Source organism: Empedobacter sedimenti (assembly GCF_030005555.1).
Taxonomy (GTDB): Bacteria; Bacteroidota; Bacteroidia; order Flavobacteriales; family Weeksellaceae; genus Empedobacter; species Empedobacter sedimenti.
Map to the genome: position 1 here is coordinate 146743 of NZ_JASCQG010000001.1, position 26992 is coordinate 173734.

The 26992-nt window shown below is 30.2% G+C and carries 37 protein-coding genes; 15 read left to right on the forward strand and 22 right to left on the reverse strand.

What is annotated here, in order from left to right:
- Positions 1-36: 36 nt before the first annotated feature.
- Together QHG34_RS00710 and QHG34_RS00715 are read right to left on the reverse strand one after the other, a co-directional pair.
- Positions 37-852 (reverse strand): DUF4846 domain-containing protein, encoded by an 816-nt coding sequence (locus QHG34_RS00710; protein ID WP_282628159.1) that lies wholly within the window; start codon positions 850-852, stop codon positions 37-39.
- A 1-nt stretch (position 853) separates the two neighbouring features.
- Positions 854-1231, reverse strand: coding sequence for a VOC family protein (locus QHG34_RS00715; protein WP_282628160.1), 378 nt, complete (start codon positions 1229-1231; stop codon positions 854-856).
- 95 nt (positions 1232-1326) lie between these two features.
- Here QHG34_RS00715 and QHG34_RS00720 point away from each other — a divergent pair, with 95 nt between their 5' ends.
- From QHG34_RS00720 to QHG34_RS00730, 3 genes are read left to right on the forward strand one after another with little or no spacing between them, the layout of a single operon-like run.
- Entirely contained in the window at positions 1327-1902 is a 576-nt protein-coding gene (locus tag QHG34_RS00720; RefSeq protein WP_282628161.1) for a hypothetical protein, read from the forward strand.
- A gap of 26 nt (positions 1903-1928) precedes the next feature.
- Positions 1929-2309: a Rossmann-fold NAD(P)-binding domain-containing protein gene (locus QHG34_RS00725; RefSeq protein ID WP_282628162.1), complete on the forward strand. Its 381-nt coding sequence runs from the start codon at positions 1929-1931 to the stop codon at positions 2307-2309.
- Complete coding sequence (locus QHG34_RS00730) at positions 2306-2893, forward strand: NAD(P)-dependent oxidoreductase (protein WP_282628163.1); 588 nt, start codon at positions 2306-2308, stop codon at positions 2891-2893. Before QHG34_RS00725 ends, QHG34_RS00730 begins: the two co-directional genes overlap by 4 nt.
- Before the next feature lie 33 nt (positions 2894-2926).
- Here QHG34_RS00730 and QHG34_RS00735 read toward each other — a convergent pair whose 3' ends face one another.
- Entirely contained in the window at positions 2927-3484 is a 558-nt protein-coding gene (locus tag QHG34_RS00735) for a hypothetical protein (RefSeq protein ID WP_282628164.1), read from the reverse strand.
- Complete coding sequence (gene ligA / locus QHG34_RS00740) at positions 3484-5478, reverse strand: NAD-dependent DNA ligase LigA (RefSeq protein WP_282628165.1); 1995 nt, start codon at positions 5476-5478, stop codon at positions 3484-3486. Before ligA ends, QHG34_RS00735 begins: the two co-directional genes overlap by 1 nt.
- Positions 5479-5596: 118 nt before the next feature.
- Between ligA and QHG34_RS00745 the strand changes: the two genes are divergently transcribed.
- The 6 genes from QHG34_RS00745 (at position 5597) to QHG34_RS00770 (ending at position 8790) form a co-directional block, all read left to right on the forward strand.
- Positions 5597-5851 carry a hypothetical protein gene (locus tag QHG34_RS00745; RefSeq protein WP_282628166.1) on the forward strand — a complete coding sequence of 85 codons (255 nt, stop codon included), beginning with the start codon at positions 5597-5599 and terminating at the stop codon, positions 5849-5851.
- Complete coding sequence (locus QHG34_RS00750) at positions 5829-6242, forward strand: hypothetical protein (RefSeq protein WP_282628168.1); 414 nt, start codon at positions 5829-5831, stop codon at positions 6240-6242. Before QHG34_RS00745 ends, QHG34_RS00750 begins: the two co-directional genes overlap by 23 nt.
- A 367-nt stretch (positions 6243-6609) precedes the next feature.
- Entirely contained in the window at positions 6610-7314 is a 705-nt protein-coding gene (locus QHG34_RS00755) for a phosphoadenylyl-sulfate reductase (protein ID WP_282628169.1), read from the forward strand.
- A gap of 81 nt (positions 7315-7395) precedes the next feature.
- Entirely contained in the window at positions 7396-7956 is a 561-nt protein-coding gene (locus tag QHG34_RS00760; protein WP_282628171.1) for a Crp/Fnr family transcriptional regulator, read from the forward strand.
- A 74-nt stretch (positions 7957-8030) separates the two neighbouring features.
- Positions 8031-8357, forward strand: a complete 327-nt coding sequence (locus QHG34_RS00765; protein ID WP_282628172.1) for a DMT family transporter — start codon at positions 8031-8033, stop codon at positions 8355-8357.
- Positions 8358-8463: 106 nt separating this feature from the next.
- A complete protein-coding gene (locus tag QHG34_RS00770) occupies positions 8464-8790 on the forward strand; it encodes a DUF493 family protein (RefSeq protein ID WP_282628173.1) in 327 nt (108 codons plus the stop codon).
- 52 nt (positions 8791-8842) lie between these two features.
- Here the strand turns inward: QHG34_RS00770 and QHG34_RS00775 are convergent, their stop codons facing one another.
- From QHG34_RS00775 to QHG34_RS00805, 7 genes are all read right to left on the reverse strand, one after another.
- The gene (locus tag QHG34_RS00775; RefSeq protein ID WP_282628174.1) at positions 8843-9610 is read right to left on the reverse strand and encodes an isocitrate lyase/PEP mutase family protein; all 768 of its coding nucleotides are present in this window, start codon (positions 9608-9610) and stop codon (positions 8843-8845) included.
- A 309-nt stretch (positions 9611-9919) separates the two neighbouring features.
- Entirely contained in the window at positions 9920-10411 is a 492-nt protein-coding gene (locus QHG34_RS00780) for a 3'-5' exonuclease (protein WP_282628175.1), read from the reverse strand.
- Positions 10404-11327, reverse strand: a complete 924-nt coding sequence (miaA, locus tag QHG34_RS00785; RefSeq protein WP_282628176.1) for a tRNA (adenosine(37)-N6)-dimethylallyltransferase MiaA — start codon at positions 11325-11327, stop codon at positions 10404-10406. The genes QHG34_RS00780 and miaA overlap by 8 nt, the downstream gene beginning before the upstream one ends.
- Before the next feature lie 98 nt (positions 11328-11425).
- Positions 11426-11887, reverse strand: a complete 462-nt coding sequence (locus tag QHG34_RS00790) for a MaoC family dehydratase (RefSeq protein WP_282628177.1) — start codon at positions 11885-11887, stop codon at positions 11426-11428.
- A gap of 169 nt (positions 11888-12056) precedes the next feature.
- The gene (locus QHG34_RS00795; protein ID WP_282628178.1) at positions 12057-12410 is read right to left on the reverse strand and encodes a YkvA family protein; all 354 of its coding nucleotides are present in this window, start codon (positions 12408-12410) and stop codon (positions 12057-12059) included.
- Between the two features lie 99 nt (positions 12411-12509).
- Positions 12510-13154, reverse strand: coding sequence for a peptidylprolyl isomerase (locus QHG34_RS00800; RefSeq protein ID WP_282628179.1), 645 nt, complete (start codon positions 13152-13154; stop codon positions 12510-12512).
- Between the two features lie 61 nt (positions 13155-13215).
- The gene (locus tag QHG34_RS00805; RefSeq protein ID WP_282628180.1) at positions 13216-13431 is read right to left on the reverse strand and encodes a hypothetical protein; all 216 of its coding nucleotides are present in this window, start codon (positions 13429-13431) and stop codon (positions 13216-13218) included.
- A 112-nt stretch (positions 13432-13543) separates the two neighbouring features.
- On the opposite strand from QHG34_RS00805, the gene QHG34_RS00810 reads away from it, so the two are divergent.
- The 5 genes from QHG34_RS00810 (at position 13544) to QHG34_RS00830 (ending at position 16718) form a co-directional block, all read left to right on the forward strand.
- Complete coding sequence (locus tag QHG34_RS00810; RefSeq protein ID WP_282628181.1) at positions 13544-14245, forward strand: DUF1826 domain-containing protein; 702 nt, start codon at positions 13544-13546, stop codon at positions 14243-14245.
- 163 nt (positions 14246-14408) lie between these two features.
- Positions 14409-14648, forward strand: a complete 240-nt coding sequence (locus QHG34_RS00815; RefSeq protein WP_038334320.1) for a hypothetical protein — start codon at positions 14409-14411, stop codon at positions 14646-14648.
- Positions 14636-15364: a hypothetical protein gene (locus tag QHG34_RS00820; RefSeq protein ID WP_282628182.1), complete on the forward strand. Its 729-nt coding sequence runs from the start codon at positions 14636-14638 to the stop codon at positions 15362-15364. The genes QHG34_RS00815 and QHG34_RS00820 overlap by 13 nt, the downstream gene beginning before the upstream one ends.
- A gap of 86 nt (positions 15365-15450) precedes the next feature.
- A complete protein-coding gene (locus QHG34_RS00825) occupies positions 15451-15780 on the forward strand; it encodes a translation initiation factor (protein WP_282628183.1) in 330 nt (109 codons plus the stop codon).
- A 65-nt stretch (positions 15781-15845) separates the two neighbouring features.
- Entirely contained in the window at positions 15846-16718 is an 873-nt protein-coding gene (locus QHG34_RS00830) for a nucleoside phosphorylase (RefSeq protein ID WP_282628185.1), read from the forward strand.
- 69 nt (positions 16719-16787) lie between these two features.
- On the opposite strand, the gene recN is transcribed toward QHG34_RS00830, so the two are convergent.
- The 8 genes from recN to QHG34_RS00870 all read right to left on the reverse strand — a co-directional run bounded on the left by recN (position 16788) and on the right by QHG34_RS00870 (position 23970).
- Positions 16788-18446 carry a DNA repair protein RecN gene (recN, locus tag QHG34_RS00835; RefSeq protein ID WP_282628186.1) on the reverse strand — a complete coding sequence of 553 codons (1659 nt, stop codon included), beginning with the start codon at positions 18444-18446 and terminating at the stop codon, positions 16788-16790.
- 1 nt (position 18447) lies between these two features.
- Complete coding sequence (gene porD / locus QHG34_RS00840) at positions 18448-19356, reverse strand: type IX secretion system protein PorD (protein ID WP_282628187.1); 909 nt, start codon at positions 19354-19356, stop codon at positions 18448-18450.
- Positions 19357-19364: 8 nt separating this feature from the next.
- Positions 19365-20564, reverse strand: coding sequence for a bifunctional phosphopantothenoylcysteine decarboxylase/phosphopantothenate--cysteine ligase CoaBC (gene coaBC / locus QHG34_RS00845; protein WP_282628188.1), 1200 nt, complete (start codon positions 20562-20564; stop codon positions 19365-19367).
- On the reverse strand, positions 20564-20887 hold the full coding sequence (locus tag QHG34_RS00850; protein ID WP_019973784.1) for a DNA-directed RNA polymerase subunit omega: 324 nt from the start codon (positions 20885-20887) through the stop codon (positions 20564-20566). The genes coaBC and QHG34_RS00850 overlap by 1 nt, the downstream gene beginning before the upstream one ends.
- 13 nt (positions 20888-20900) lie before the next feature.
- Positions 20901-21791: an outer membrane protein assembly factor BamD gene (locus tag QHG34_RS00855; protein ID WP_282628189.1), complete on the reverse strand. Its 891-nt coding sequence runs from the start codon at positions 21789-21791 to the stop codon at positions 20901-20903.
- Between the two features lie 81 nt (positions 21792-21872).
- Positions 21873-22379: a ferritin gene (locus QHG34_RS00860; RefSeq protein ID WP_282628190.1), complete on the reverse strand. Its 507-nt coding sequence runs from the start codon at positions 22377-22379 to the stop codon at positions 21873-21875.
- An 11-nt stretch (positions 22380-22390) separates the two neighbouring features.
- Positions 22391-23269 carry a 4-hydroxy-tetrahydrodipicolinate synthase gene (gene dapA, locus QHG34_RS00865; RefSeq protein WP_282628192.1) on the reverse strand — a complete coding sequence of 293 codons (879 nt, stop codon included), beginning with the start codon at positions 23267-23269 and terminating at the stop codon, positions 22391-22393.
- A 227-nt stretch (positions 23270-23496) separates the two neighbouring features.
- Positions 23497-23970 carry a hypothetical protein gene (locus tag QHG34_RS00870; RefSeq protein WP_282628193.1) on the reverse strand — a complete coding sequence of 158 codons (474 nt, stop codon included), beginning with the start codon at positions 23968-23970 and terminating at the stop codon, positions 23497-23499.
- 217 nt (positions 23971-24187) lie between these two features.
- Between QHG34_RS00870 and QHG34_RS00875 the strand changes: the two genes are divergently transcribed.
- Positions 24188-24844: an HAD family hydrolase gene (locus tag QHG34_RS00875; RefSeq protein WP_282628194.1), complete on the forward strand. Its 657-nt coding sequence runs from the start codon at positions 24188-24190 to the stop codon at positions 24842-24844.
- A 31-nt stretch (positions 24845-24875) separates the two neighbouring features.
- Here QHG34_RS00875 and QHG34_RS00880 read toward each other — a convergent pair whose 3' ends face one another.
- Genes QHG34_RS00880 through QHG34_RS00890 form a run of 3 tightly spaced genes read right to left on the reverse strand, consistent with a single transcriptional unit; the run spans position 24876 to position 26983 of the window.
- Positions 24876-25484 carry a fumarylacetoacetate hydrolase family protein gene (locus QHG34_RS00880; protein ID WP_282628195.1) on the reverse strand — a complete coding sequence of 203 codons (609 nt, stop codon included), beginning with the start codon at positions 25482-25484 and terminating at the stop codon, positions 24876-24878.
- Positions 25485-25487: 3 nt separating this feature from the next.
- Positions 25488-26246, reverse strand: a complete 759-nt coding sequence (locus tag QHG34_RS00885; RefSeq protein ID WP_282628196.1) for a 3'-5' exonuclease — start codon at positions 26244-26246, stop codon at positions 25488-25490.
- Positions 26243-26983: a CDP-alcohol phosphatidyltransferase family protein gene (locus QHG34_RS00890; protein ID WP_282628197.1), complete on the reverse strand. Its 741-nt coding sequence runs from the start codon at positions 26981-26983 to the stop codon at positions 26243-26245. Before QHG34_RS00890 ends, QHG34_RS00885 begins: the two co-directional genes overlap by 4 nt.
- Positions 26984-26992 lie beyond the last annotated feature (9 nt).

Genomic DNA, 26992 nt, shown 5'->3' on the forward strand with positions numbered 1-26992 from the left:
GTAAAATTAAGACTAAATATTGTATTAAAAAGACGTTTAATCCCACGTTTTCCAATCATCACTTGTAAACAACCATTCTGGAGTTTTAATTTTACCTTGTTGTACTTTATACCAAGGATTTAATTTTTTATCCGTCGGATTATTAAGAATTTGAATTTCTTGTGCTGGCATATAACTTTGAGCAAGTAGAACAATTTTTTCACCTTGTTTATTCTTTGCTAAATCGACTACCATAACCGCGTGTCCATAAGGATTTCCTTGTTGCAAAAGAATATCTCCAATTTTTACCTGTTCAAAATTCTCAGATTTCAATTGATTTTTCAAAGATGCTGTATTCGCATAACTGAACACATATTCCAAATACTTCCAATAATTTTCTGGAGAATAATTCTCATCTGCAAAATCAGTAAATTTGCGTGGTTTTCCGTCCGATAAAAAGTTGAAAGAAATTTCATCATAACGCTTTTGTTGGTAGAGATAATCAGCTCTCAAACGCATAGTTGCATCAGCACACTGATGTAAATCTTTGTTTCCAATCGGTAAATCAATCACCGCATTGTACACATTATTTACAGGTTTCTCTTTTCCATTATAATATTTCACAAGTGTTCCAAAATTTTTCAATTGCAAATGTTGTAGAAAATAGCCGAATTCATTTTGATTATAATTTTCTCTTTGAAAACCTTTCGGAACGGAATATCGATCAATTATGTTATTCTCTTTTTCGTTGATAAAACTTTCTTTCTCTACAATTTTTGGAATTGAATCTTGTTGATTTTTAGAATTCGTAGAATTTTCATCTTTACAATTGAAAATGAAAAATGGCAATATGAAGCAGATATATTTTTTCAATTTATTTAATTCTAAAAGATGAAACAATGACAACAAATCCATCAGGATCTAAGAAAGAAACTCCGTTATCATTCCAATACGGATTTTTAGATTTTATTTGTTTGATATGATGAATTTCTAAACGCTCAATGATTTCGTCATATTCTTGCTGCATTGTTGGATAAAATACCAAACAATCGTCTTCATCGATGTGATGATCGACATTTTCGTGGGTTGTTGTAAATTCTAAATGCCAATCTAAATCTGGTTTTCCAATAAAAACACGATCATATCCATTATGACTCTGAAACTCTCCGAGGATTTCTAAATTTAAAATAGTGGTATAGAAAGTCTTAATTTCCACTATTTTATTAGTATGACGAGCTATTCTTAGTATCATATTATGTTTTTTGAAAAACGAATTTCACTAAAATTATGGATTAATAATTGTTATTATTTTCAATAAATTTAATGATCTAACTAATACTTAAAATTATGAAAAAAACTGTTCTAATTATATTATTTGGTTGTACCATTTCATTTTCTCAAAAACAAAAAATAATGCTGAAAGAATCGCAGCCGTCAGAAACTTTGATTGAAAACGATCAAAATGCTGATATTAAATTAATTCAAGCCAATTTTAAACGTATTAATACTATCGGAAAATGGTCTAAAATAACACAGTATGAAACTGATGATTCTACTGATGGTGGTTACATTAATTATTATTATAATCATGATAAATTAGAGAAAATTGTGGTTAGAAAGTTTGGTGAATCTGGACAATATTTAGCTGAGTATTATTTGTTGAATCATAAATTGTCTTTTGTTTTTGAAAAAGATTTGAAATACAATATGCCTTATTATTTAAAAGAATTTAATTACGACGACTCGGAAATAATTGAGGATCGTTACTATTATTCAAATAATAAATTAATTAACTATAAAAGTAATCAAGATGATGGAGCACCTTTTTCAGATATTTTTATCAAGAATGAAGAAAAGCGTGTATTAAAAGAGTTTAACCAATTATTAAAAAATAGTAGTTTGGCAAAAAAAACTACAAAATAGTTTTACATTTATTAAAAATATAAACAATGAGAATTGCCATATTAGATGATTATCAAAATGCAGTTTCACAGCTAAAATGTTTTGATTTAATAAAAGATTATGATGTTAAGATTTTAAATAAATCATTTACAACTGCAAAGGATTTAGCAACAGAAATAGAAGATGTACAAGTATTAGTTTTAATACGAGAACGTACAAAAATTGATGAAGAGTTATTATCTCTTTTACCTAATTTGAAATTAATTAGTCAAACAGGTAAAATTTCTAATCATTTAGATTTAGCTGCTTGTACAAAATATGGAGTTGCTGTATCAGAAGGAATTGGTTCTCCTATTGCTCCAGCCGAGTTAACTTGGACGTTGATAATGAATGCAGCTCGAAAATACCTCAAGCTATCGATGCGATGAAAAAAGGTGAGTGGCAAACCAATATTGGTTCTACAATCCATGGAAAAACGATCGGAATTTGGGGATATGGAAAAATAGGACAGATGATTGCGCAATATGCAAAAGTTTTTGGAGCGAAAGTGCAAGTTTGGGGAAGTGAAAATTCTCGTCAAAAAGCATTAGAAGATGGTTTTCAGGCAAGTAATTCTAAAGAAGAATTTTTCTCAACAAGTGATTTAATTACTCTTCATATTCGATTAAATGAACAAACAAAAGGAATTGTAAAATTTGATGATTTAAAATTAATGAAACAAGAAGCAATTATTGTAAATACTTCTCGTGCTGAATTAATTGAGGAAGATGCTTTAAGTAAAGCTTTAAGTCAGAACACCCCAACTTATGCTGCTTTAGATGTTTATAATTCTGAACCGATTTATGATACAAACAATGAATTTATAACGAATCCGAATATAATTTGTACGCCGCATTTGGGTTACGTTGAAGAAAATAGTTACGAATTATATTTCTCAAAAGCTTTTGAAAATGTAGTGAACTTTGTAGAAGGAAATCCAATCAATATTGCAAACCTTGAAGTTTTAGACTAATTAAAAAATCCGTCAATTGACGGATTTTATCTTTTAATAAACTTCTTCTTTTTTGAAAAAAACCGTGTCGTTTCCTTTTCTAAATTTCAGTTCCGAATATCGAATCGTGTAATCATCAGACATTCCGTAAGTTTCTAAAATAAAATTATCTTTGAAACGATAATTTCTATTGGTTTTATGTTTTGCATTTGCGCCTAATTCTTCTTTCAAGTTCAATACTTTCGGAGAAATTTCAAAGCGATTATCAGTTTCTATTCGGTTAATTATTGTATTGACATCGGCAGAATCCATTATCAAAACTGTTTCTTGTTTCATGTTTTTTATTCCGGAAATATCAGTCGAAACAATTCTTAAATTTCCTTTAAACCCAATTCCAGCTTGGTGTAAATCGGTTTTCAAATCATTATTAGAATACATTTGACTTCTGTAACCATATTTTACCATCGGAATCATCACAATAAAAAAAATCGCAAGTGAAACAATCATTGCAGCTTTGTTGTAACCAGCCATTCGCAATCCATAATAGATAAATGGAATCAAAATCAATAATACAATTCCGAATATAATGACAGCAATTAATCCTGATTCCATTAGCCGTTAATCATATTTAAAAATTCGTCTTCCGTTAACACGACAACAGTTCCAATTTCTTCGGCTTTTTTCAATTTACTTCCAGCTTTGTCGCCAGCAACCAAGAAATTTAGGTTTTTAGAAACTGCAGAAATATTTTTCCCGCCATGATCTTCCACCATTTTTTGTGCATCAGTACGATTGAATTTTGTCAAAGTTCCTGTAAACAAAAACGTTTTACCTTCCAAAGAATCTGATAAAGGTTTTGCTTCTTCACCAATCTCGAAATTCAATCCATAATCGCGTAAACGTTGAATTAAAACTTGATGTTGTTCTACTTTGAAATAGTCCTTAATCGAAATGGCAATTTTTTCTCCAACATCCGTTACAGAAACCAATTCTTCCATTGTAGCATTCATTAAACGATCAATCGTTTGAAAATGTTTGACCAATTTTTTTGCAACTGTTTCACCTACATGACGAATTCCAATCGCATACAACACCTTTTCGAAAGGTTGTTCTTTAGATTTTTCGACAGAATTAATAATATTTTGAGCAGATTTTTCAGCCATTCTTTCCAAAGGCAAAATATCTTCTTTTTGTAAAGTATAAAAATCAGCAATGTTATTTAGCAAATTTGCTTTGTGTAACAAAACCGCTGTTTCGCCACCAATACTCTCAATATCCATTGCTTTTCGAGAAACAAAATGCTCTAATTTTCCAATAATTTGCGGTTCGCAACCATTCTCATTTGGACAATAATGTTGCGCTTCGCCTTCGTTACGAATTAATTCTGTTCCGCAAGAAGGACAATTTTTAATGAATTCGATTTCTTCGGTTCCAGGTTGACGAACATCTGTATTAACACCAACAATTTTCGGAATAATTTCGCCACCTTTTTCCACATAAACCATGTCACCAATGCGGATATCCAACTTTTTAATAATATCTTCGTTGTGGACAGAAGCACGTTTTACGATCGTTCCAGCCAAAGAAACAGGTGTAAGATTCGCAACAGGCGTAATCGCTCCAGTTCTACCTACTTGATAATCGATGCTCAATAATTCGGTTTCGGCAGCTTCAGCTTTGAATTTATACGCCATCGCCCAACGAGGAGATTTTGCAGTAAAACCTAATTCATCTTGTTGCGAAAAAGAATTTACTTTAATAACAATTCCGTCCGTTTCGTAAGGTAAATTTTTACGTTCGATATCCCAATGATCTACAAAAGCTAAAACTTCTTCCAAAGAAGTACATAATTTTGATGTATGCGGAATCTTAAATCCTAATTCGTCAGCGGCTTGTAGCATTTCCCATTGTGTAGAATAAGGCAAATTATTTCCAATAAAATAATATGGGAAACATTGTAAACCGCGTTTCGCAACTTCTGTATTATCTTGTAATTTTAATGATCCAGAAGCGGTATTTCGAGGATTTGCATACAATTCTAAACCATTATTAGCACGTTCTTCATTAATCGAAGCAAATTTATTAAGCGGAATTGTAATTTCACCACGCATATAAAAACGTTCAGGATAATTTCCTTTCAATTTTAATGGAACAGATTGTATCGTTCTAATATTATTCGTTATTTCATCACCTTGTGTTCCATCGCCACGTGTTACAGCCTGTGTTAATTCACCGTTTTCGTACAAAATAGAAATCGAAGCGCCGTCATATTTCAATTCGCAAACAAATTCTACTTTTTCACCTAACGTTTTTTCAATTCGTTTTTCCCAATCTTGTAAATCTTCAACTGAATATGAATTGTCTAACGAATACATTCTAAATTCGTGTGTAATCGTCGGGAAATTCTTTGTAACCATTCCACCAACGCGTTGTGTAGGGGAATTGACGTCAAAAAAGATAGGGTTTTCGTCTTCTAATCGTTTCAATTCTTTCAGTTTCAAATCAAATTCGAAATCAGAAATTGTCGGATTGTCTAAAACGTAATAACTATAATTATGTTGAGTAAGCTCCTCGCGAAGCGCTAAAATTTTGTCTTGTATTTCCATTCTAAAAATGTTACTGAACAAAGATAAAAACTTGTATTAAATGGAACAATTTTTAAAATAATTTGAATTGAACTATATTTAGGAATATTTATTGCAGAAATTTATAAAAACACTTACCATGAATAATTTGTTAGAAGTTTTGGATACAAAATCAAAAGGTTTTGAAAATACAGTTTCAATCGTCACAACTGGAGCAGCAGCAGGAATTGCGATTTCTAAAGCAATTAATAAGAACCAAAAATTAGGTGCTATTGCTGGTGTTGGAGTAGGGTTGTTGGTTTATGCAATGTTTAGTCCTCAAAATAAATTGAAGAAAGAAAATAGAAAATTAGAGAAGCAAATTGAGAAAATTGAAGCTAAATTGGAAAAATAATTATTTATTAATTGCAAGTATTATATCATATTTAATTAGTTTAGGTATACCTATTCATTTTGAGTTTGATAAATATATTTCTGTAATAGGACTTGTTTATCTTGGCTTAGGATGGGTTACATTTCCTCATCTTGACTTTTTTTGTTGGTTAGGGAATTTTGCTTTAATATTTAGTTGGATTTTTTATCAATTTAGAATAGGATTAGTTTTAAGTTTTATCACACCAATTTTAATGATTATTTATGCAATTAATTTTTTATTTGAATTGGATATTTTAGATGCTCAACAATATCATTATCCTTTATTTGGCTATTGGATTTGGTTACTTTCGTCCATCTTTATGTTAATATATCATTACAAACAGTATAAATTAAAAAGTCAGACTTTGTGAAGTTTGACTTTTCGATTTTATGATATTCATAATTCGTTCACGAAGCCGATTAGACAAAATTTATTTTAAGAACTCATAAAATGTTTTTATCGTAATAATGGTATTGATTTTTGATTTAATGATAATTCTATTCAATATAAATGTTCTATTTATCGTTGATTTGGGCTAATTTTATGCGTTTTATGAATTTCGTAATTTGGTTAGTGTATGTATTAGATAATAAATAATATTTACGCTAATTATTTATTGAATTTACAAGAAAAATTTCTCTTAAAATAACTCAAGATTAGTTTTGTTTTAGAAAATTGAAATTAATACATTTGCTAAAACAATTACTCTATAAAAACCATAGAGATTATATGTTAATATGGATCAACTGAAAGAAATATTAAAAAAAGTTACAGAACAAACTAGTTTAGAAGAAAAACTAGTGTTTTTAAATAATCATATAGAAGAAAAAATAGTTTTTTCGACAAGTTTCGGCTTCGAAGATCAAGTTATTTCTCATGCTATTTTGAATCAAAAACTAGACAATATTGAGATTTTTACTTTAGATACAGGACGTGTTTTTCAGGAAACGTACAATACGTGGAACAAAACTGAACTGAAGTATCAAGAGAAGATTAAACCATTCTATCCACCAACAGAGGAGTTAGAAAAATTTGTTGAAGAAAATGGAATTAATCCTTTTTATGATTCGGTTGAGTTGAGAAAACAATGTTGTTTTATTAGAAAAGTAATTCCTCTAAATCGTGCATTAAAAGGCGCGTCTGTTTGGATTACGGGATTAAGAGCCGAGCAATCAAATAATCGTCATGATATGCAAGAAATTGAATATGATGAAGAAAGACAATTATTTAAATTCAATCCATTGATAGATTTCACAACTGAGGATTGTTTTGAGTATTTAAAAGCGAATAGAGTTCCTTATAATCCTTTGCACGACAAAGGTTTTATAAGTATTGGTTGTGCACCTTGTACGCGAGCTATTGGCGAAGGTGAAGATTTTAGAGCTGGTCGCTGGTGGTGGGAAGACCAGAGTAAGAAAGAATGTGGACTACACACTAAATAGGTTTCATGTGTTAATTTTGAAAACTCAACTTATTTTTAGGTTGAGTTTTATTTTGTTTAATTTTATGCTTCAAGTTTATATATGAAAATAGAGCAAATATTAAATCAAATTTCATCCCTTTCTGCAACCTCTTTGCAGGCAATTGTCGATAGAACTGAGATTGTTACATTAGCTAAAAGTTCAATTATCATAGACACAAACATAGTTGAAAAAAAAGTTTACTTTGTTAAAAAAGGAATTCTTAGAGCGTATACCATTGATGATGGAAAAGAAATTACTTTTTGGTTTGGCAAAGAAGGAGATATAATTTTATCAATGCGTAGTTATATAGAGAATAAAGTTGGTTATGAAACGATAGAATCTATGGAAGATTGTGAATTGTATGAGATAAAAATGGCTGATTTACAAGAGTTTTATGCAACTAATCTTGAGATTGCTAATTGGGGACGTAAATTAGCTGAAATAGAATTAATCAAAACAGAAGAACGATTTATTTCGAGACAATTAGGAACTGCGATAGATCGTTACAAGAAACTATTAATTGAAAATCCGAGCTTGATTAACAGAGTGCAATTAGGATATATTGCTTCATATTTAGGAATATCACAAGTAACGTTAAGTAGAATACGCGCTGAAATTTAAGTGAATAATTTTTTAACATTTGTAAAAAAATAGTTTTTTTTTCTGATTCATCTTTGCATTAAAATATTAACGAAATGAATTGGATTTTATTGATTTTAGGTGGGTTATTCGAGATAGGATTTACCTCATCATTGGGAAAAGCAAAGGAAACAACAGGATCAGAAATGTACATGTGGTATGGTGCATTTGCAGTAAGTTTAGTTGCAAGTATGGCATTGTTAATCAAAGCAACTCAAACTTTACCTTTGGGAACAGCATATGCTGTTTGGACTGGAATTGGCGCTGTAGGTACAGTATTAATCGGAATTTTTGTATTTAAGGAACCTGCTAATTTTTGGAGAATCTTTTTTATTTTTACACTAATTAGCTCTATTGTAGGATTAAAATTTGTGTCGCATTAAGTTGCCATTTTTATACTTAATTTATGACAAAATGTCCTCTATTCTATAGTATATTGATGTATTTTGGAGTGGTATTGTTTTTGTAATCTATACTTAAATTAATATTATGAACAACAACAGAGATTATACATTCGAAGAAATTCCAGATAGCTCTCATAATGAGCAGGATTTTTATGCAAAATTTAAAGAAAGATTAGATGATGTACAAAAGTTTCCAGCAGATTATATTTTTAAGTTTATTTACCCAACAAGTGAAGAAACGATGAATAAAATCAAAGAGATTTTTGCAGGTACAAATGCAGAGTATGAATACAAAGCTTCTGCAAACAGAAAATACACATCAATTTCTATTAAATTATATATAATTGATGCTGATACAGTAATTAACTATTACAAAGAAGTTTCGAAAATAGAAGGCGTTATTATGCTATAAAAAAGGGTTGCAATATTGTATTGCAACCTTTTTGTTTTGTAAGGGTAGGGGATTAAAGTAAAGTTGATAGATCTTTTGACTCATTTAAATCCTTAAAAAAATCATTTGTAAAATCAGTAACTTTAGCAAAAACTTTATTTCCACTAGAAATACGATGAACTCCAAGTTGACTAATTAATCGATATGAATTAAGATTTGGAGTAACGAAAATATTCAGTGGTAATCCTATTTCATTTATTACAGTTTCAATTTCGTTTTTATCTTCAATCAACGGAACAAAAATTCCATCAGCGCCAGCTTCTTTGTAAAGTTTAGCTCGCTTCAACGTTTCATCTAAAGGATGATTTACTTTTGTTGTATAAGTATCAATTCTTGCATTGATAAAGATATCTTTCCCTTTTGATTTCAAATAATCTTTTACAGATTTAATTTTGTTTGATAAGATTGATGAATCTGCTAATTTTCTTTTCTCCTCATCCGTATTTCCGTCTTCCAAATTAATTCCTACAATACCTACATCAACTAATTTTTCTATATATTGATTTAGAGTTGCTAAGTCTTCTGTAAAACCGCTCTCTATATCAGCGGAAACTTCAATATTTACAGATTTCTTAATTCTTTCTATAACAAATAACATCTCATCAAATGGTATGTTTTGTCCATCTTCGTAACCTAACATGTTCGCAATTGCATGACTAGAAGTTCCGATTGCTAAAAAACCTGCCTTTTCAGCAGCTTTTGCACTTATTACATCCCATACATTAGCTAGTAACAATGGCTTGTTTACAAAATGTAGTTTTTTAAAATTTTCTACTGACATTTAATATTTTTTTGTGATTGATTAAACATCATCAATAATCATTCAACTTTTGAATATTAATTAATTTTAAACATTTGTAAATAATTACAAATGTTTAAAATCGTTTATATTACTAAATAACATATATTTATATTTAATAAATTATTATTCTAATTAGGTAATTGATATTCAAAAAATGATAACTTAAGAATGAACTATATAAAGAATTAGTATTAATATATGTAATTGATCTTTTACTTTAAGTAAATAAAGTATCCATTCAATTCAAGAATACCTGAATTGATTTATATTCTTACATACAATTTTTGATTATTTTCGCATATATAATTGTGCACAAACGCGTGCATCAGATAAAGCTTCGTGATGATTAAGTTGAAGATCAAATCGACGTGCACAATCTGATAGTTTTGTAGGCACCACTCCTTTTTGTTTGAAGATTCTGTAGGTACATTCCCACTTTTCAGCAAGGTTTAGTATATTATAATTTAAATCATAAAGCTCCATAGTATTGCGCAATACAGAACGATCGAAGGATTCGTTATGAGCAACTACAATTTGATTTTGTAGACGTTGTTTGATTTCAAAATAAACATCATCAAAAGTAGGAGAATACAAAGTATCTTCTGGACGAATGCCATGGACTTGGATATTATGATAATTGTATTGATTATTCGGCGGTTGAATCAATGTGTAATACTCATCTGTAATAATGTTATCTGTAACCGTTACAATACCTACAGCACACGCTGAATTACGGTAATTATTTGCCGTTTCAAAATCTATTGCAACAAAATTAGCCATTATAAAGTAATTTAGTATTGATGTAGTTGATAATTTCTTCTTGATTAAATGGTGAAAACCAATTTACTTCTTGATCTTTTTTGAACCACGTCATTTGTCTTTTAGCAAAACGACGTGTATTTTTTTTAATTTCTTCTGTAGCAAAATCTAAAGTAATTTTATCATCAAAAAAATCAAATAATTCTCTGTATCCAACGGTTTGTAATGCATTCAATTCTTTTAAAGGAAAAAGTGATCTTGCTTCGTCTAATAATCCTTCGTTCAGCATAATATCAACACGACGATTAATTCGATCATACATTTCGTCACGAGGTAGTTCTAAACCAATTTTAATTATGTTAAATGGACGTTTATTCAAATCTTGATTCCTGAAATTAGAGAATGGTTGTCCCGATCCACGAAATATCTCTAGAGCTCTTGTTACACGTTGCTTATTGTAAATATCAACTTCTTCAAAATACTTAGGATCAACTTTCTTTAATTCATCTTGTAACCTCTCTATTCCAAATTCTTCTAACTCTTGGTTTAGTTGTTCTCTAATTTCTGGCTTAATTTCAGGAAATTCATCAAATCCTGTTGTGATTGCTTTTTCGTATAAACCCGATCCACCAACCATCACACATAAATCATTTGATTTGAAATAATTTTCTAAAAACTTTAGTCCATCACGTTCAAAATCTCCAACCGAATATTTTTCGTGAATAGAAATATTTTGAATAAAATGATGTTTCACTTGAGCTAATTCGTCATCAGAAGGAACAGCAGTTCCAATTTTCATTTCTTTGTAAAATTGACGACTATCGCACGATATAATTTCAGTATTATAATGCTGAGCAATTTGAATTGCCAAATTCGTTTTTCCTATTGCTGTAGGACCAACAATACTGATTAAAGTTTTATGATTTTCGATTTGCATACTTTCCTAAAAAAAGGTTTTGCAAGTTACTCCGATATTTTGGAAAAGAAAAAGCTTCTGTAGAAAACAGAAGCTTTGTATTATATATTGTAGTTGTTTTAATCGTTGAAATGATATAGAAAAACTACATCACCTACATAACCAGGTTTTTTAGAGTCTTTAATTTCTAAAGTTGCCTCAATTACAACTTTTACAATTCCTCTTAAATTAGAAATCTTTTTTAATTTGGCTCTTAGCTTTATTTCGTCATCAACTAAAACAGCTTGTCCAAATTTAAAATTCTCAATTCCATAATTAATTAACATTTTGATATTGCGAACTTCTGCAATCTGATCCCATAAATAAGGAATTAATGAAAGTGTTAAATAACCATGAGCAATAGTTTTTTTGAATGGTCCTTGTGCTGCAGCTTTTTCGGGATCTGTATGTATCCATTGATGGTCAATTGTTGCGTCTGCAAAGCGGTTAATTTGTTCTTGATCAATTTTATGCCATTCAGAAGCTCCAATTTCTTTTCCTTCAAATGCCTGATATTCTTCAAAGTTGTTAATGATAACCATTCTGGTATTTTTAGTTTTTAATAGTTTACCAAATCTAATAAATATTAAACAGAATATGGTAAGTATTTCAATTTTCTCTAAAATAATAGGTTAAGTGTTTTATATTTAATCAAATAAAAAAATCCGGTTTCGAGCTGAAACCGGATTATGTATTTAAATTAAATTGTTTTTAGTCAATTATTTTAGCATCTTCTACATTTTGATAAACATTTTGAGAAGTTTCCCAAGCCAAATATTTGGCAATCTCTTTATTGAAATATTTCATTCCAAAAAGCAAAATTCCGAAATCATCCATCAATCCGAATGGTCCAAAAAGAGCTTCTGGAATAATATCGATTGGTGAAATAATGTATAAAGTTGCAGCTAAACCAATAAATAAATTTTTATTATCAGGTTTATAAAGTCCTTTTTTATAATCATCTAACATTCTGAAAAATGCTTTGACTTTATCAAAAAAAGATTTGTCTTTTTGAGCTTCCATTGCAGCTGCTCCTGCTACTTTAAATAACTTAGATTTTTTCATTTCAAAAAATATGTTTTTTAACGTATTATGTATTACAAAGTACATGCCAAAACCATTAAATTACTTTTATGTCATGTTAAATATTTTAGCGTGACCTTTTTATGGCTTCGTTTTTTTTTGTTTTATAATTTTCGCTTTCAATATTAGATCTAGTTTTGGATATCTTTCACGCATTAATTTTGTACTATTAAAAATTTCGTCATCTTTCATTGTCTCGCCCGAATAGCCATCGTATAAACTCTCTACAACGTTCATCCCATTTACGACTTTTCCAAAACTTGGGAAACCAACGACACCATTAGAGTTGATTGTGTCTAGTCTGCGATTATCTTTCAGATTGATAAATAAATCTAAATCTCTTGTGTTTTTTCCGGCGCGAGCAAAACTCAAAGCACCTTTACTATTCCCGGCAATAACTGGTTCATCTTCGATAACAAACTTTTTCCATTGATTAGAAACTATTGTATCTGTATTTCCAAATTGCGCAACAAAATTGGGAACAACGCGATAAAAAGTACCATCCTCGAAAAAATTATATTTCACTAATTGATAAAAACGATCTACTGCTTTTGGCGATAATTTACGTTCAATTTCGATGTCGATATTTCCCTTTGTAGTCTCAAATCGGGCAACAAAATTTTCAGGAGCTTGTTTCGTTATCCATTTTTTATTAAAACCTGTTTTATTCGTTGTACAAGCTGAAAGCGTAAAAACTGTTAATAATGTTAGAGTTATTTGTTTCATGTATTTGTTTTGTGAAATAAACTTAAACAAAAAAACGACACTTAAACTAAGTGTCGTTCCATTATTTTTGTAATTCTTCTTCAATTTTAAAAAACCATTCCGTTTTCTGATTATAAACCTCTGCTTCGGCAAGCATATAATGCGCTTCTTTTGTTTGTTCGTACTTTACACGATCCATTGTATCAGGATTGAAAGGTGGCAAAGGTTGCACCTCTGCGCTAAAAGTTTTGGTGTGTCCTTTATATGTAAATGTTTTGGTAATAATTTCTTTTTCCATTGTCTTCTATTCTTTGGTAAAAATACAAATTTTGTAAAGGAGAAGTTGCATTCGGAATAATTTAATTTATTTGATGAAAATAATTTTCGAAAAAGATTAATTTTGCGGTTATATGATTGCTAAAAATAATTCTAATCAACAACAAGTTCTAGTTGTTTTTTCGTTTGAAGAACTTGTAAATACAGCTTTTTCTGGGAAAAACAATGCGATAAATTGGCAACGAAATTTGGTAGGAGATTTTGAAGAAATTGTGAATCAATTGATTTTAAAAGAAGATATTACAGTTGTTTCTGAAGACGATTTGAATAATTTAGTTTTATCTAATGAAGGAATTAAAGCAAGAAATATTTTGATCAATGATTTGCAACAGTTAACAGATTTTGGCGCTTCACCAGTACTAAATTTATTAAAATGTTATGAACGAGACACTGAATTAGATTTTATCTCGACAGATGTTTATTCATTTCATGTAGATCGATCTCCAATTCCAACAGCTACTTTTTTGTGCACTTATTTTGGCGCCGCAAGCGATATTGTAGCGAATGAAGATGCGGAGCAAAAAATCTTGATTCCTGAAATTAGAGAGAAATTATTTCAATTATATGATGGAGATATTGATGGTTTTGATGATTTTCTGAAAGGATATTTCTTTGATTTGCATTATCAAGTTAATTCAGAAGTAGAACCAATCAATTTAGGTCTTGGTAATCTTTGGCGATTGGCAGTTGATCATCCAAAACAAAAAGTTTTGCCATGCGTACATCGCGCTCCCAAAGAAAATAATGGTGAATATCGATTATTGTTAATCTGTTAGGAATAAATTATCAAATAATTATTTTATCGTTTTTTAATAAAAATTATATGATTTAGATTCAAAAGATTAGGTTTTTGAATGAAGTCAAGCTTTTATTATTACAATGGTTTCACTAAATTTGCGTATATTTATTGGTAAATAATTATTGTTAATTTCTATCATTATGAACAAAGAATCAGATATACTAAAATTAGAAGAAGCAGGAGCGTTAAATCGTTTAGCTAAATCTGCATCGCAAGCTGCAATTAGAGTTTCAGAAGCATTAGATTTATCAGTTCAATATGTTCAAGGAAATCGAATCATTGAGAGAAAACCTAATGGAGAAATTAAGGTGATTAAAACAATAGACCGAATAAAAGTTCCAGCTGAATTGAAAAAAGGAGCTAAATTATGTCTAAAATAAAACGTTTACGCGTTTTTGCTGGTCCAAATGGATCTGGAAAGTCTACTTTATTTGATTCAATCTCATCAAAATTTAATGCAGGATATTTCATTAATTCAGATTTGATTGAGAAAGAAATTTCTTCAAAAGGTTTTATTGATTTGGATCGATATGAACTAAAACTTACTGATAAAGATTTTGAAGCTTTCAAAGCTGAACCTGCTTCAATTTCATTATTCGAGAAAGCAAATAATGAAGGAAAGGCAATTGATGTACAGTTTCGTAATAATGTTTTAGTTGATAAATCTAAATCAACACATAGTTATGAAGCGTCTTTCATAACTTCATTTATTCGAAAGCATTTATTAATTAAAGGTAAATCTTATTCATTTGAAACAGTGATGAGTCATCCTTCCAAAATCGATGAAATTGTGGATGCTAAAAAGCGTGGATTCAAAACATATATGTATTTTGTTTGTATTGAAGACCCTTTGATTAATATTTCTCGAATTGAGAATAGAGTAGAAAAAGGTGGACACGCTGTACCTGATGAAAAGGTGATTAAAAGATACCATTCTACTTTAATGAATTTATTTCCAGCTTTAAAAATTGTCGATAAAGCCTATATTTTTGATAACTCTACACAAGAAATGAGATTATTTGCTCAAGTTAAGAAAAATGAACTTGAAATAGTTTCGGATAAAGTTCCAAATTGGTTTATAAAACAACTGCAATAAAAATTTTATCTTTGTAAGTATAATGGCACAAATGGACAAATTCTAATTTTTCAACGCCATTTATTATAAGAATTACAACAAATACTATGGATTTACAAGATCAATTAAAAAATCTTTTTCCTGATCATATACCTGAGCCAGAAGAAGTATCAAACGAAAAACAACATGAATTATGGATTCAGAAAGAACCATTAATTTGTAAGTTTGAGAAACGTAAAGGAAAAGTAAATACAATTATAGAAGGTTACGAAGGAGAAACGGAAGATTTTAAACTTTTAGCGAAAGAGATTAAGCAATTTTTGGGTGTTGGAGGTAGTTTTAAGGACGAACAAATCATCATTCAAGGAGATTATCGCGATAAGATTATGGTTTTCTTGAAAGATAAAGGATTTAAAATGAAAAGAGTAGGTGGTTAATAAAAACTTTACACACTTTTTGTATAATCGTTGTATATTGTGTGTTTATTTTAAATTATAAAATCATGAGTAAAGCAGCATCAGAATTAGTTTTAAATGCAGACGGAAGTGTTTACCATTGTAATATAAGACCAGAACATTTAGCAGATACAATTATCACTGTTGGTGATCCAAATCGTGTTGAAAAGGTTTCAAGACATTTTGACACAATCGAACATAAAGCTTCAAAAAGAGAAATTGTTACACATACAGGTACATTGAATGGTCAGCGCTTGACAGTTATTTCTACAGGTATGGGAACAGATAATATTGATATTGTTTTTTCTGAATTAGATGCTTTAGCAAATATTGATTTGACAACAGGTGAGATTAAGAAAGATTTCAGAAAATTGTCTTTTATACGTTTAGGAACTTCAGGAGCTTTACAAGCCGATATTCCAGTTGATAGTGTTGTTTTAAGTTCACATGGTCTTGGATTAGATGGTTTGTTACATTATTATGTTGGTAGTGAGAGTGTAATGATGCCAGAAACTGAAGAAGCTTTTATTAAACATGTCGATTGGTCTCCAAATAAATCTCGTCCTTATTTAGTTAAAGGTTCTGAATCTTTAATCAATAAATTAGCTTCTGACGAAACATATCAAGGAATAACAGCAACAGCTTGTGGGTTTTACGGACCTCAAGGACGTTACTTGAGATTAGAGCCAAATCCAGCTGATATTAATGAACGATTAACTTCATTTAATCACAATGGATTGAGAATTTCTAATTTTGAGATGGAAACGTCTGCAATTTATGGTTTGTCAGCTATGATGGGACACGAAGCGCTTTCGGTTAATGCAATTGTTGCAAATCGTATTTTAGGTGAGTTTAGTGCAGATTCTTACAAAACTGTTGATGCAATGATTGAATATTCGTTAGAAAGATTAACGAAATAATTTCAGAAAGTTATAATCAAAAAAGCTCGAGAAGATTCTCGAGCTTTTTTTTATATTATTTGATCAAATTTAGTTTAAATTCAATAACTCTTTTGCTTGATTAAGAGCTGCATCAGAAATATCTGAGCCAGAAATCATCTGAGCGATTTCGTTTAATCGTTCTTCTTTTGATAATTCTTTCACATTAGTTTGGGTTGTTTCATCCACAACTTCCTTATACACTTTAAGTTGATGATTACCTTTTGAAGCAACTTGAGGTAAGTGTGTAATCACTAAAAGTTGCATATTATCAGCCATAGATTGCATGACTTTTCCAGTTTCATTTGCTACTTTTCCAGAAATTCCAGTATCAATTTCATCTAAAATCAGCGTTGGTAAATGTTGGTGCGTTGCTAATAATTTTTTGATGGCTAACATTAATCGAGAACGTTCTCCACCAGAAACAGATTTCTCAAAAATACGAGGTTCCATTCCTTTATTAGCAGAAAACAAGAATAAAACTTCGTCTTTACCTGTTGCTGTAAAATCAGAGGTTTCATTTAACTGTATCACTAACTGAGAATTTTCCATACCTAACTGAGATAAAGTATTTAGAATATTAGCACGAATAATCTCAATAGAAGCAATTCTATTTTTTCTAATTTTAAGTGCTTGTTTTTCAAGTTTTTCAGAAACTGTATTTAATTCTTTATTTAAATGAATAATTAAATCGCTTAAGTTATCAAAACCAGAAGTTTGACTCTCCAATTCATCTCTTTTTGTAATTAATTCTTCTACAGAAATTACATTATGTTTTCGTAATAATTTATGTATCAAATCATAACGCTCAGTTGTTTCAAGTAAGCGTTCAGGATTCACTTCTGTAGAATCTATCAAGCTACTCATTTCTCCAGAAATATCTTGTAACTCAATTTTAGACGAATTTAAACGATCGTAAATCGAATTATATTGCGAACTAAAATCTGTAATTTTATTTAACTTATTACTTGCTTCATTTAATTGAGAAATGATTCCCATTTCCGAATGCTCCAAAAATTGATAAGTTTCATTCAAAGTAGAAATAATTTCTTCAACGTTTGACAAAGATTTTATTTCGACTTCCAACTCTTCTAATTCATCATTTTTTAATGATGCGTTATTCAATTCTTCCCACAAATGTAATTTATACTCTAAATCTTGTGATTGATTTTCTAAAGAATTTTGAGCATCCTTGATTTGTTTTTTTATTGAAGTATATTGAGCAAAATCGTTTTTATAGACTTTAATTAATTCTTTATTGTCTCCATAAACATCTAACATTGAGAGCTGAAAATCGGCTTCAAATATTTTTGGAGTATTAAATTGAGAGTGAATATCAATCAATAATTCAGATAATTCTTGTAAAATAGAGACTTTAACAGGTGTATCATTGATAAAAGCTCTTGACTTACCTGAAGGTAAAAGTTCTCTTCTTAAAATAGAATCGTCTTCGTAATCCAAATCATATTCTTCGAAGAAAGAGATTAATTCTAAATCTTTGATATTAAAAACAGCCTCAATAATACATTTTTCATCTACATTTTTTAATGATTTAAGATCAGCGCGTTCACCTAAAACTAGCTTTAATGCACCCAAAAGGATTGATTTTCCAGCACCAGTTTCCCCAGTAATAGTTGTCATTCCTTGCTGAAAATCAATTTCTAATTGATCTATAATTGCAAAATTATTAACACGAAGAGTTTTTAGCATTTTACTTTTTCAATTTATTCCAATAACTATCGCTGTATTTAGGAGCAATAGAATTTAAAATTTCTTTTAGTTTTTCAATATTTGCTGTTGAAGCCAGTCCACCAGAAAATATTTGACTAATTTCAGCATTTTTTGCTGTTAAGAAAAGTTCTAGAGGATAAAATTGTGAAAAACTTCCACCTTGATAAAATTCTAATTGCAATAATGTGTTTCCAATTGCGTTTTTAGCACGTGTTTGATCATCAAACATAGTATCCAAACCATTTCTATGGTATTGATAATTGATATTACGCAATGTTGAATTATCTGCTTTTAAAATATTATTAATTAAAGAAGTACGAGATTTTAAACCATCTAATTCACTCCAACCAGAGAAATTATTATTGGTTTGACCGAAATCTGCAATTTTCTTAGCTGTTTTGAAATAATCTGTTCCGCCTTCTCTAGCAAAGGTGTCAGCATCATATCCTAAAACTAAATAAACGTAGAATGTAATAACATCCGTTAGATTTTTACCACTAAACTTACGATCATTAAAGACTAATTCTTCAAATTCTTGGTATTGAAAAGTAAAATTTTCATCTGCCATATTAAGAACAGGCGTGTAGTAAGTAGAGTTGAAAACAGGACGGCGAGATTGTACTAAAATCGATGCTTTGAACTTGTTTCCATCTTTCTCTTTAATATTGATGACAAAACTAGCTTCAATTCTTTCATAAGTTTTTAGTCGATCATTTGTCCATTTAGTCGAATTAACAAACGTTGTCAAAGACTTTTGTAGTGTTTGAAAAATTTGAGTGTTAGAACCCTGGACTTGAGAATAATCTACTTTTACATCAGCAATTAAGTTCTGTGAAAAAACTGAAGCTGCTAAACAAACTGAAAATAAAACTGAAGCTAATTTCTTCATAATCAATATTAAATCTTATTTAAAATGACATTCAAAATATCTTTCGCAACATCAGCTTTTGATTTTGCATCAAATTGTTGCATCGATAAATCTTTGTCAATTATCGTAATTTTATTTGTATTCTTTTGGAAACCTGCTTCTTTATCTTGCATCGAATTAAGTACAATAAAATCTAAATTCTTTTTGGCTAATTTTTTCTTAGCATATTCTTCTTCGTTGTTTGTTTCTAATGCAAAACCTACCAATAATTGATGAGTTTTGATTTCTCCTAACGATTTCAGAATGTCTGGATTTTTAACCAATTCTATGATTAGATTATCATCGTTTTCTTTTTTAATTTTTTGCGTAGCCATATCTTTTGGTCGATAATCCGCAACTGCAGCAGACATTACAACTATATCGGCTTTATCAAAATTTGCATGCATAGCATCGTACATATCACGAGCTGAAACAACATTTATTCGTTCAATTGGATAACCAGAAACTGATTCGTGACTTGGACCACTAACCAAGGTAACTTTTGCACCCAAATTAACAGCAGCTTTCGCAATCTCAAATCCCATCTTTCCAGAAGAATAATTACCTATAAAACGAACAGGATCTAAGTTTTCGTATGTTGGACCAGCAGAAACTACAACATTTTTTCCGTGGAGTGGAAGAGTGGCTTGAATAGATTTCTCTATAAAAGCGATAATGTTTTCAGGCTCAGCCATTCTACCTTCACCAACTAAGCCACTTGCTAACTCTCCTGATTCAGCAGGAATACAAATATTTCCGAAAGATTCAAGTTTAGTAATATTCTCAATAGTTGAAGGATGTTTATACATGTCCAAATCCATTGCAGGAGCAAAATAAACAGGATATTTTGCAGAAAGATAAGTTGCTAAAACCAAGTTATCACACGTTCCGTCCGCCATATGCGAAAGAGTATTTGCAGTACATGGTGCAATAATCATATAGTCTGCCCAAAGCGCATATTCTACATGATTGTTCCAATCTCCTTTGTCTCCAAAAAATTCCCATTCAACAGGATTTTTGGAAAGAGTAGAAAGTGTAAGAGGAGTAACAAAATTAAGCGCTTCTGGAGTCATAATAACTTTAACTTCTGCACCTGTTTTGATAAGTCCTCTAACAAGAAAAGCGGCTTTATAGGCCGCTATTCCGGCAGAAACTGCCAAAAGAATTTTTTTACTATGTAAAACAGACATTATTTATCCTCATTTGGATTTCTGTAATAAACGTCGTTGTCTAACCATTCTTTAACCGCAATAGAAGTCGGTTTTGGTAATCTTTCGTAAAATTTAGAAACTTCGATTTGCTCTCTGTTTTCAAAAACTTCTTCTAAAGAATCTGTATGTGCAGCAAACTCGTCCAATTTCTGAATTAATTCAGTTTTCATTTCTTGGTTGATTTGTTCTGCTCTTTTTCCCATAATAACAATCGATTCGTACAAGTTTCCTGTTTTTTCATCGATTTTATTACGATCATAAGTCTGTGTTGTTGGTGCTGCACCGATATCCTTGAAATTCATAATGAAAGAATTATTATTTATTATTATTTTTATTTTGCTCTTTTTCAGCAGTCGCATTCTCAGCTTCTACTTTTTTACGTTCTTCTTCAAAGTCAGCCATAGCTTTCTTTGTCTCAGTTATATTCTTATCGATTTTCTCCAAAATTTTATCAGCTTCTGATTTAAATTTAGTTTCTGGATAATATCTTGTTAACAATAAGTACTGAGTTTTAGCTTCTTGTAAACGTAATTCTTTAAATTCTAAACGAGAAAAGTTGATAGCTAACTCGGCTTTAGAGCGTAACGAATACATTAATGCTTCTTCACGAAATTTAGAATCTGGATACTCATCAATCATATTATCAAATGAAACGCCTGCGGCTTTGTATTTCATTGTTTTGTAATAAACTTTTGAGATTTCGAATGATTTCAATTCTAATTTCTGTCTAAGTTCTGTAATATAATTGTTTGCATCATTTACATTAGCAGATTCTGGATAAGCATTGATAAATCCTTGCAATTCACTTATCGCTGTATAAGTACTTGTTTGATCTAAATCATACTTTGGTGAATCTTTGTAATAAGAAAAAGCAGATTTAAACAATGCATCTTCAGCACGAGTGTCCATTGGATACGATCCTGCAAAACTTTTGAATAAGTGTCCTGCTAATCTAAAATTCTTTTCATTGAAGTTAGCTTGCGCCATATTGTAAGCAATATCAGCAGCTTTTTCTGTTCCAACGAAAGAAGTTGATATTTTTTCGTATAACTCGTTTGCTAAATCATATTTACCACTTTCGTACAACTGTGTTGCTAAGGTAAAAATCTCGTCTTTATCTGTACTTTTCATCGCTTTGTTATACGTCTTGTTACAAGACATAACCGAAGCGCCAATTAAAACTACTAAACTTAGTTTTTTAAACATTCTGCAAATTTAATAAAAATTGAGGACTAAAGTATAAAAAATATTCTTCTAATCCTCTTAATAAAATCTCAAATTTTGTTTTTATTCGCCCGTTGCGCTAACATTTAACGTAACTATATCACGATCAAACAGATATAATCCTCCTTTATCAGATCCGATCATCTCTAATTTATCTAAAATATTGCGAGCAAGTTTTTCTTCTTCAATTTGTTCAGACACATACCATTGTAAAAAGTTGTGTGTTGAGTAATCTCTTTCCTCTAAAGTTAATCCTACAATATCATTGATTGATTCTGAAACAAACATTTCATGATTTAATATCGCTGTAAAAATATCTTTTAATGTAGAAAAATCTTGTTTTGGTTCTTCGATTTGAGGAACAAATGCTTTACCACCTCTTTCGTTAATAAACTTAATCAGTTTTAACATGTGCATTCTTTCTTCGTCTGCATGAGCATATAAAAATTCGGCTGTACCTTCTAATCCTTTTACTTCAGCCCAAGATGCCATTGCTAAATATAATTGAGAAGAATCTCCTTCTAATTTTACTTGCTTGTTAAGTGCGTTTAAAACGTTATCTTTTATCATGGTTGATTATTTTATATTTTGGTTAATAATTGATTAATTTTAGATGTTAAATTCTCAGAAGCAGGAACTAAAGGTAATCTTGTAAATGGTTCGCAAACACCTTTATTATTTAAAACAGCTTTTATTCCACAAGGATTTCCTTCCTCAAAAATTGCACGAGTAATTTCTACAACTTTATAATGTGCTTCGTATGCTGCATCAACATCTTTGTTAATTGCTTTACGAATCATATTTGTAAAAATAGTAGGAACACCTTGTCCTATAACAGAAATAACACCAGAACCACCAGCTAAAGTCATCGGTAATGCAAATTCATCATCGCCCGAAATAATATTGAAATCTTCGCGCGTATTCATTCTGATAATATCTGTAGATTGTAAGAAATTTGGAGAAGCTTCTTTAATCGCAACAATATTTTTGAATTCGTTTGCTAAACGAATTGTCGTTTCCGGAGCAATATTAGAACCTGTTCTACCAGGAACATTGTACAAAATAATATTTGCATCTGTATTTTCAGCAATCGCTTTATAATGTTGGTAAATTCCTTCTTGATTTGGTTTGTTATAATATGGAGAAACAGTAAGAATTGCCATATAATCACTCAAATCAGTTTCATTATATTCATTAATAACTTCTGCAGTATTGTTACCACCAATACCCAAAACCATCGGAACACGGTTAGCATTCGCCTTCTTTATTGTTTCAATTACCTGTTTCTTTTCATCTTTTGTAAGTGTAGCTGCTTCTGCAGTAGTTCCTAAAATAACTAAATACTCAACACCACCATCGATACTGTAGTTCACTAATTTTTCTAAAGCAACATAATCTACTGCACCATCTTGTTGAAAAGGCGTAACCAAAGCAACTCCTGTCCCAATTAATTGTTTCATCTTCTATAAATGTTATTAAATCTAATAATAAGTTAAAATTCGGAATTATATCTTGAATAATCAAATTACAAGATTAATCTGTAATTGGTCTTAAATAAATTCAAAATACATTCTACTTCAAAAATAACGAATAATTTAGAGGAATAAAATTTAATTGCAACGATATTATATGATTTTACTTATAAAAAAAGCCACTCAATTGAGTGGCTTTCTTATAATAAATTGAATTAGTTAAATGTAAATTTAAATCCTAATGAGAATCTTCCTGCCTCAAAATTTGAGTCATTTGTTAAATTCCACCAAGGTTTCCAATCAAAATGAGCTGCCAAAGGAGCCCCTGGAATTTTATATTCTAAACCAGCTTGTGGACGAATAGCTACCATTGTTTTATCTCCATCACTATTATATGGTTTATCTAAGAAAGTCAATTGAGGTCCAACACCAACATACCAACCTAATCCATTTGTACCACCAATTGGTTGGTTGTAAGTATAATCAGCACCTAAAACTGTAGCATTATCACCGAACATAACTTGTACATTACCAGCGTTTTTTCCGTCAAAAGAATGTTTAAACTGAGGTCCTACCAAAGTTTCACCATCTCCCAAATCAACTACAACACCTAAAGCGTTTTTATAATTTTGAGCATTAACCTGAGAAATTCCTAAAGCCATAACAGCTACTAATAATACTTTTTTCATTATCAATCTTTTTTCGTTTATATTATATTTTCGTTAAGAAATACAAAAAGCATGCAAAACGTTAGATGATTGTTAATTTTTAACATTTTAAAGTATTTAATAATTTTATTAATCACTGATAAACAGGTGTTTTTAAAAGTTATTTATATTAATTCTAAAGATTGTTTGAGTTAGATATTTTTTTAAAAAGAGTACATTTGCGCAAACAAATAAAACAATGATTAAGACCGTTATCTTTGACATGGACGGCGTAATTGTGGATACAGAACCAGTACACAAATACGCTTATTTTGAACATTATAAAGAACTTAATATTCCAGTTACGGAAGAATTATTTGCCACATTTACAGGACAATCTACTAAAAATGTATACCAAATTTTGAAAGATAAGTTTGATTTGAAAGCTGATGTAAATGATTTGGTTCTGAGAAAACGTACCATTTTTAATGAAGCTTTTGATACAAAACCAGATTTGTATTTGATAGATGGAGTAGAGAAATTAATCAAAAATTTGCACGAAAATGGAATGGAATTGATTTTAGCATCATCAGCTTCGAAATCAACAATTGATCGTGTTTTTAATCGTTTTGATTTGAATCAATATTTTACACATAAAGTTTCAGGAGAAAACTTCCCGAAATCTAAACCAGATCCAGCAATTTTTATACATGCGGCTGATTTAGCAAAATCTAACCATGAAGAATGCATCGTGATTGAGGACTCTACAAACGGAGTAGAAGCGGCTGTTCGTGCTAATTTGTATTGTTTGGGATATAAAAGTGTAAATTCGAAACAACAAGATATTTCAAAAGCAAATTGTATTGTTGATGATTTTAATGCGATTGATACAGCGTTTATTAAGGAATTGAAATAATAAAAGCGTTACTTTTTGTAACGCTTTTTGTTTATAATACTTTTATTTCGAATACTTTTTCATCATTGAAATAACCTTCTAAAGTGTCTTTTGAATTGATTTTTGAAACTCCTGCTGGCGTTCCTGTAAAAATTAAATCGCCTTTTTTCAAGGTGAAATATTTAGAACATTCAGCAATTAACGTGTTGATATGAAAAATCATATCTTTAGAATTTCCTGTTTGTACGTTTTCTCCATTTCGATCTAATTTGAACGCTAAATTCTCTAAATCAAAATTTTCTTTTGGAAAAAAATCTGAGGCAAAAGCAGAACCATCAAAAGCTTTTGCAATTTCCCAAGGAAAACGTTTTTCTTTCAATTCTTGTTGTACATCACGTGCAGTAAAATCAATTCCTAAACCGATTTCTGAGAAATAACGATCTGCAAATTGTGGTTGAATCATTTTTCCAACTCGATCAATTTTAATCACAATTTCAGTTTCAAAATGAACTTCTTTTGTAAAACTTGGAATCACAAAGGGAAAACCTTTTCTCAAAATAGCAGAATCAGGTTTCATGAAAAACATCGGAGATTCTGGAATTGGATTGTTTAATTCTATGGCATGTTCGACGTAATTACGTCCGACACAAATAATTTTCATGGCTTAGAATCCGTTAGATAATTTAATTTTTGTAAAGACTTTCTTTGTATATAAAGGGAAATCTGCATTTTGTAACCAAGTATAATAACCTGGATCTTTTGCAAAAACATCCGAAACGACTTCTCCCTTGTATTTACCAAAAGAAATGACAGCATTTCCTTTTTCATCTTGTTGAATAAAACCTGCTAAATCAATTGTTTTACGTTGAGAAGAAAATTCACTCAAAAATTTGTTGTCATTTTCTAATTCATCATATTTCTCAATTTGCGCCATCAAAACTTCATAAGTAGCCAAAGTATCAGCTTCAGCAGAATGCGCGTCAATCAAATCTTTTCCACAATAATATTTATACGCAGCACTTAAATTACGAGGTTCCATTTTATGATAAATGACTTGCGCATCTATTGGGCGATGTTTTGATAAATCAAAATCAAAACCATTTCGCAATAATTCTTCTGCTAAAAGTGGAATATCAAAACGATTTGAGTTAAAGCCAGCTAAATCTGAATCTTTAATCATCTCCATAATTGTTGGTGCTAATTCTTTAAAAGAAGGTGCGTCAGCAACATCTTCATCAGAAATTCCGTGAATTAAAGTTGTTTCTGGTGGAATTGGAATACCTGGATTAACTTTCCACGATTTTACTTCTTTTGTACCATCTGTAAAAGCTTTAACAATTGCGATTTCGACAATACGGTCTTTTGAAACATTAGTTCCTGTTGTTTCTAAATCAAAGAAACAGATATTTTTAGTTAATTTCATTTTGTAATTTCTTTTCTGAAAATGATTGAGATGATGATGTACAATAAGATGATTAGCGGAATTGCTGCAACTTGCAACCAAGCCACTAAACCTAATGTGATGATTAAGAAAATGTATTTATAATAATTTTCTGCCCAGCTCAATCCTTTAAATTTTAAGGCAAATAATGGTAAATCGGCAATTAATAAAATACTAAATACAATAGAAACGGCAATTAATAAATACGGATCAACAGAAGGATTTATAATTTGTCCATTATTGTAGTAGATAGAAAATAATGAGAAAATAAATAAGGTATTTGACGGTGTTGCCAAACCTTTGAAATACGTTGCTTGATCTTCATCTAAATTAAATTTTGCCAAACGTAACGCCGAAAAAGCGGGAACTAAAAAGGCAAATAAAGAAATTGCAGCAATTTTTAAATTCTCATTTTCATAAATAAAATCAGTTGAAAAATGATTAAACATCGAAAATAACATCAATCCTGGTACAACACCAAACGAAATACAATCTGCCAAAGAATCCAATTCTTTTCCAATCGGGCTACCAATATTCATTAGTCGTGCAACCATTCCGTCCAAAAAATCGGCAACCAACGAAATCAACATCAAAACCATCACAATTGTAACTGTGGTAGTTGTGATTTGAGCATTGCTCGAAATCATGAAAATGGCTGATAATACACCACACGAAAGATTAAGTAGTGTTAGAAAATTTGGAATTGTAAATAATTTCATAAATGAATT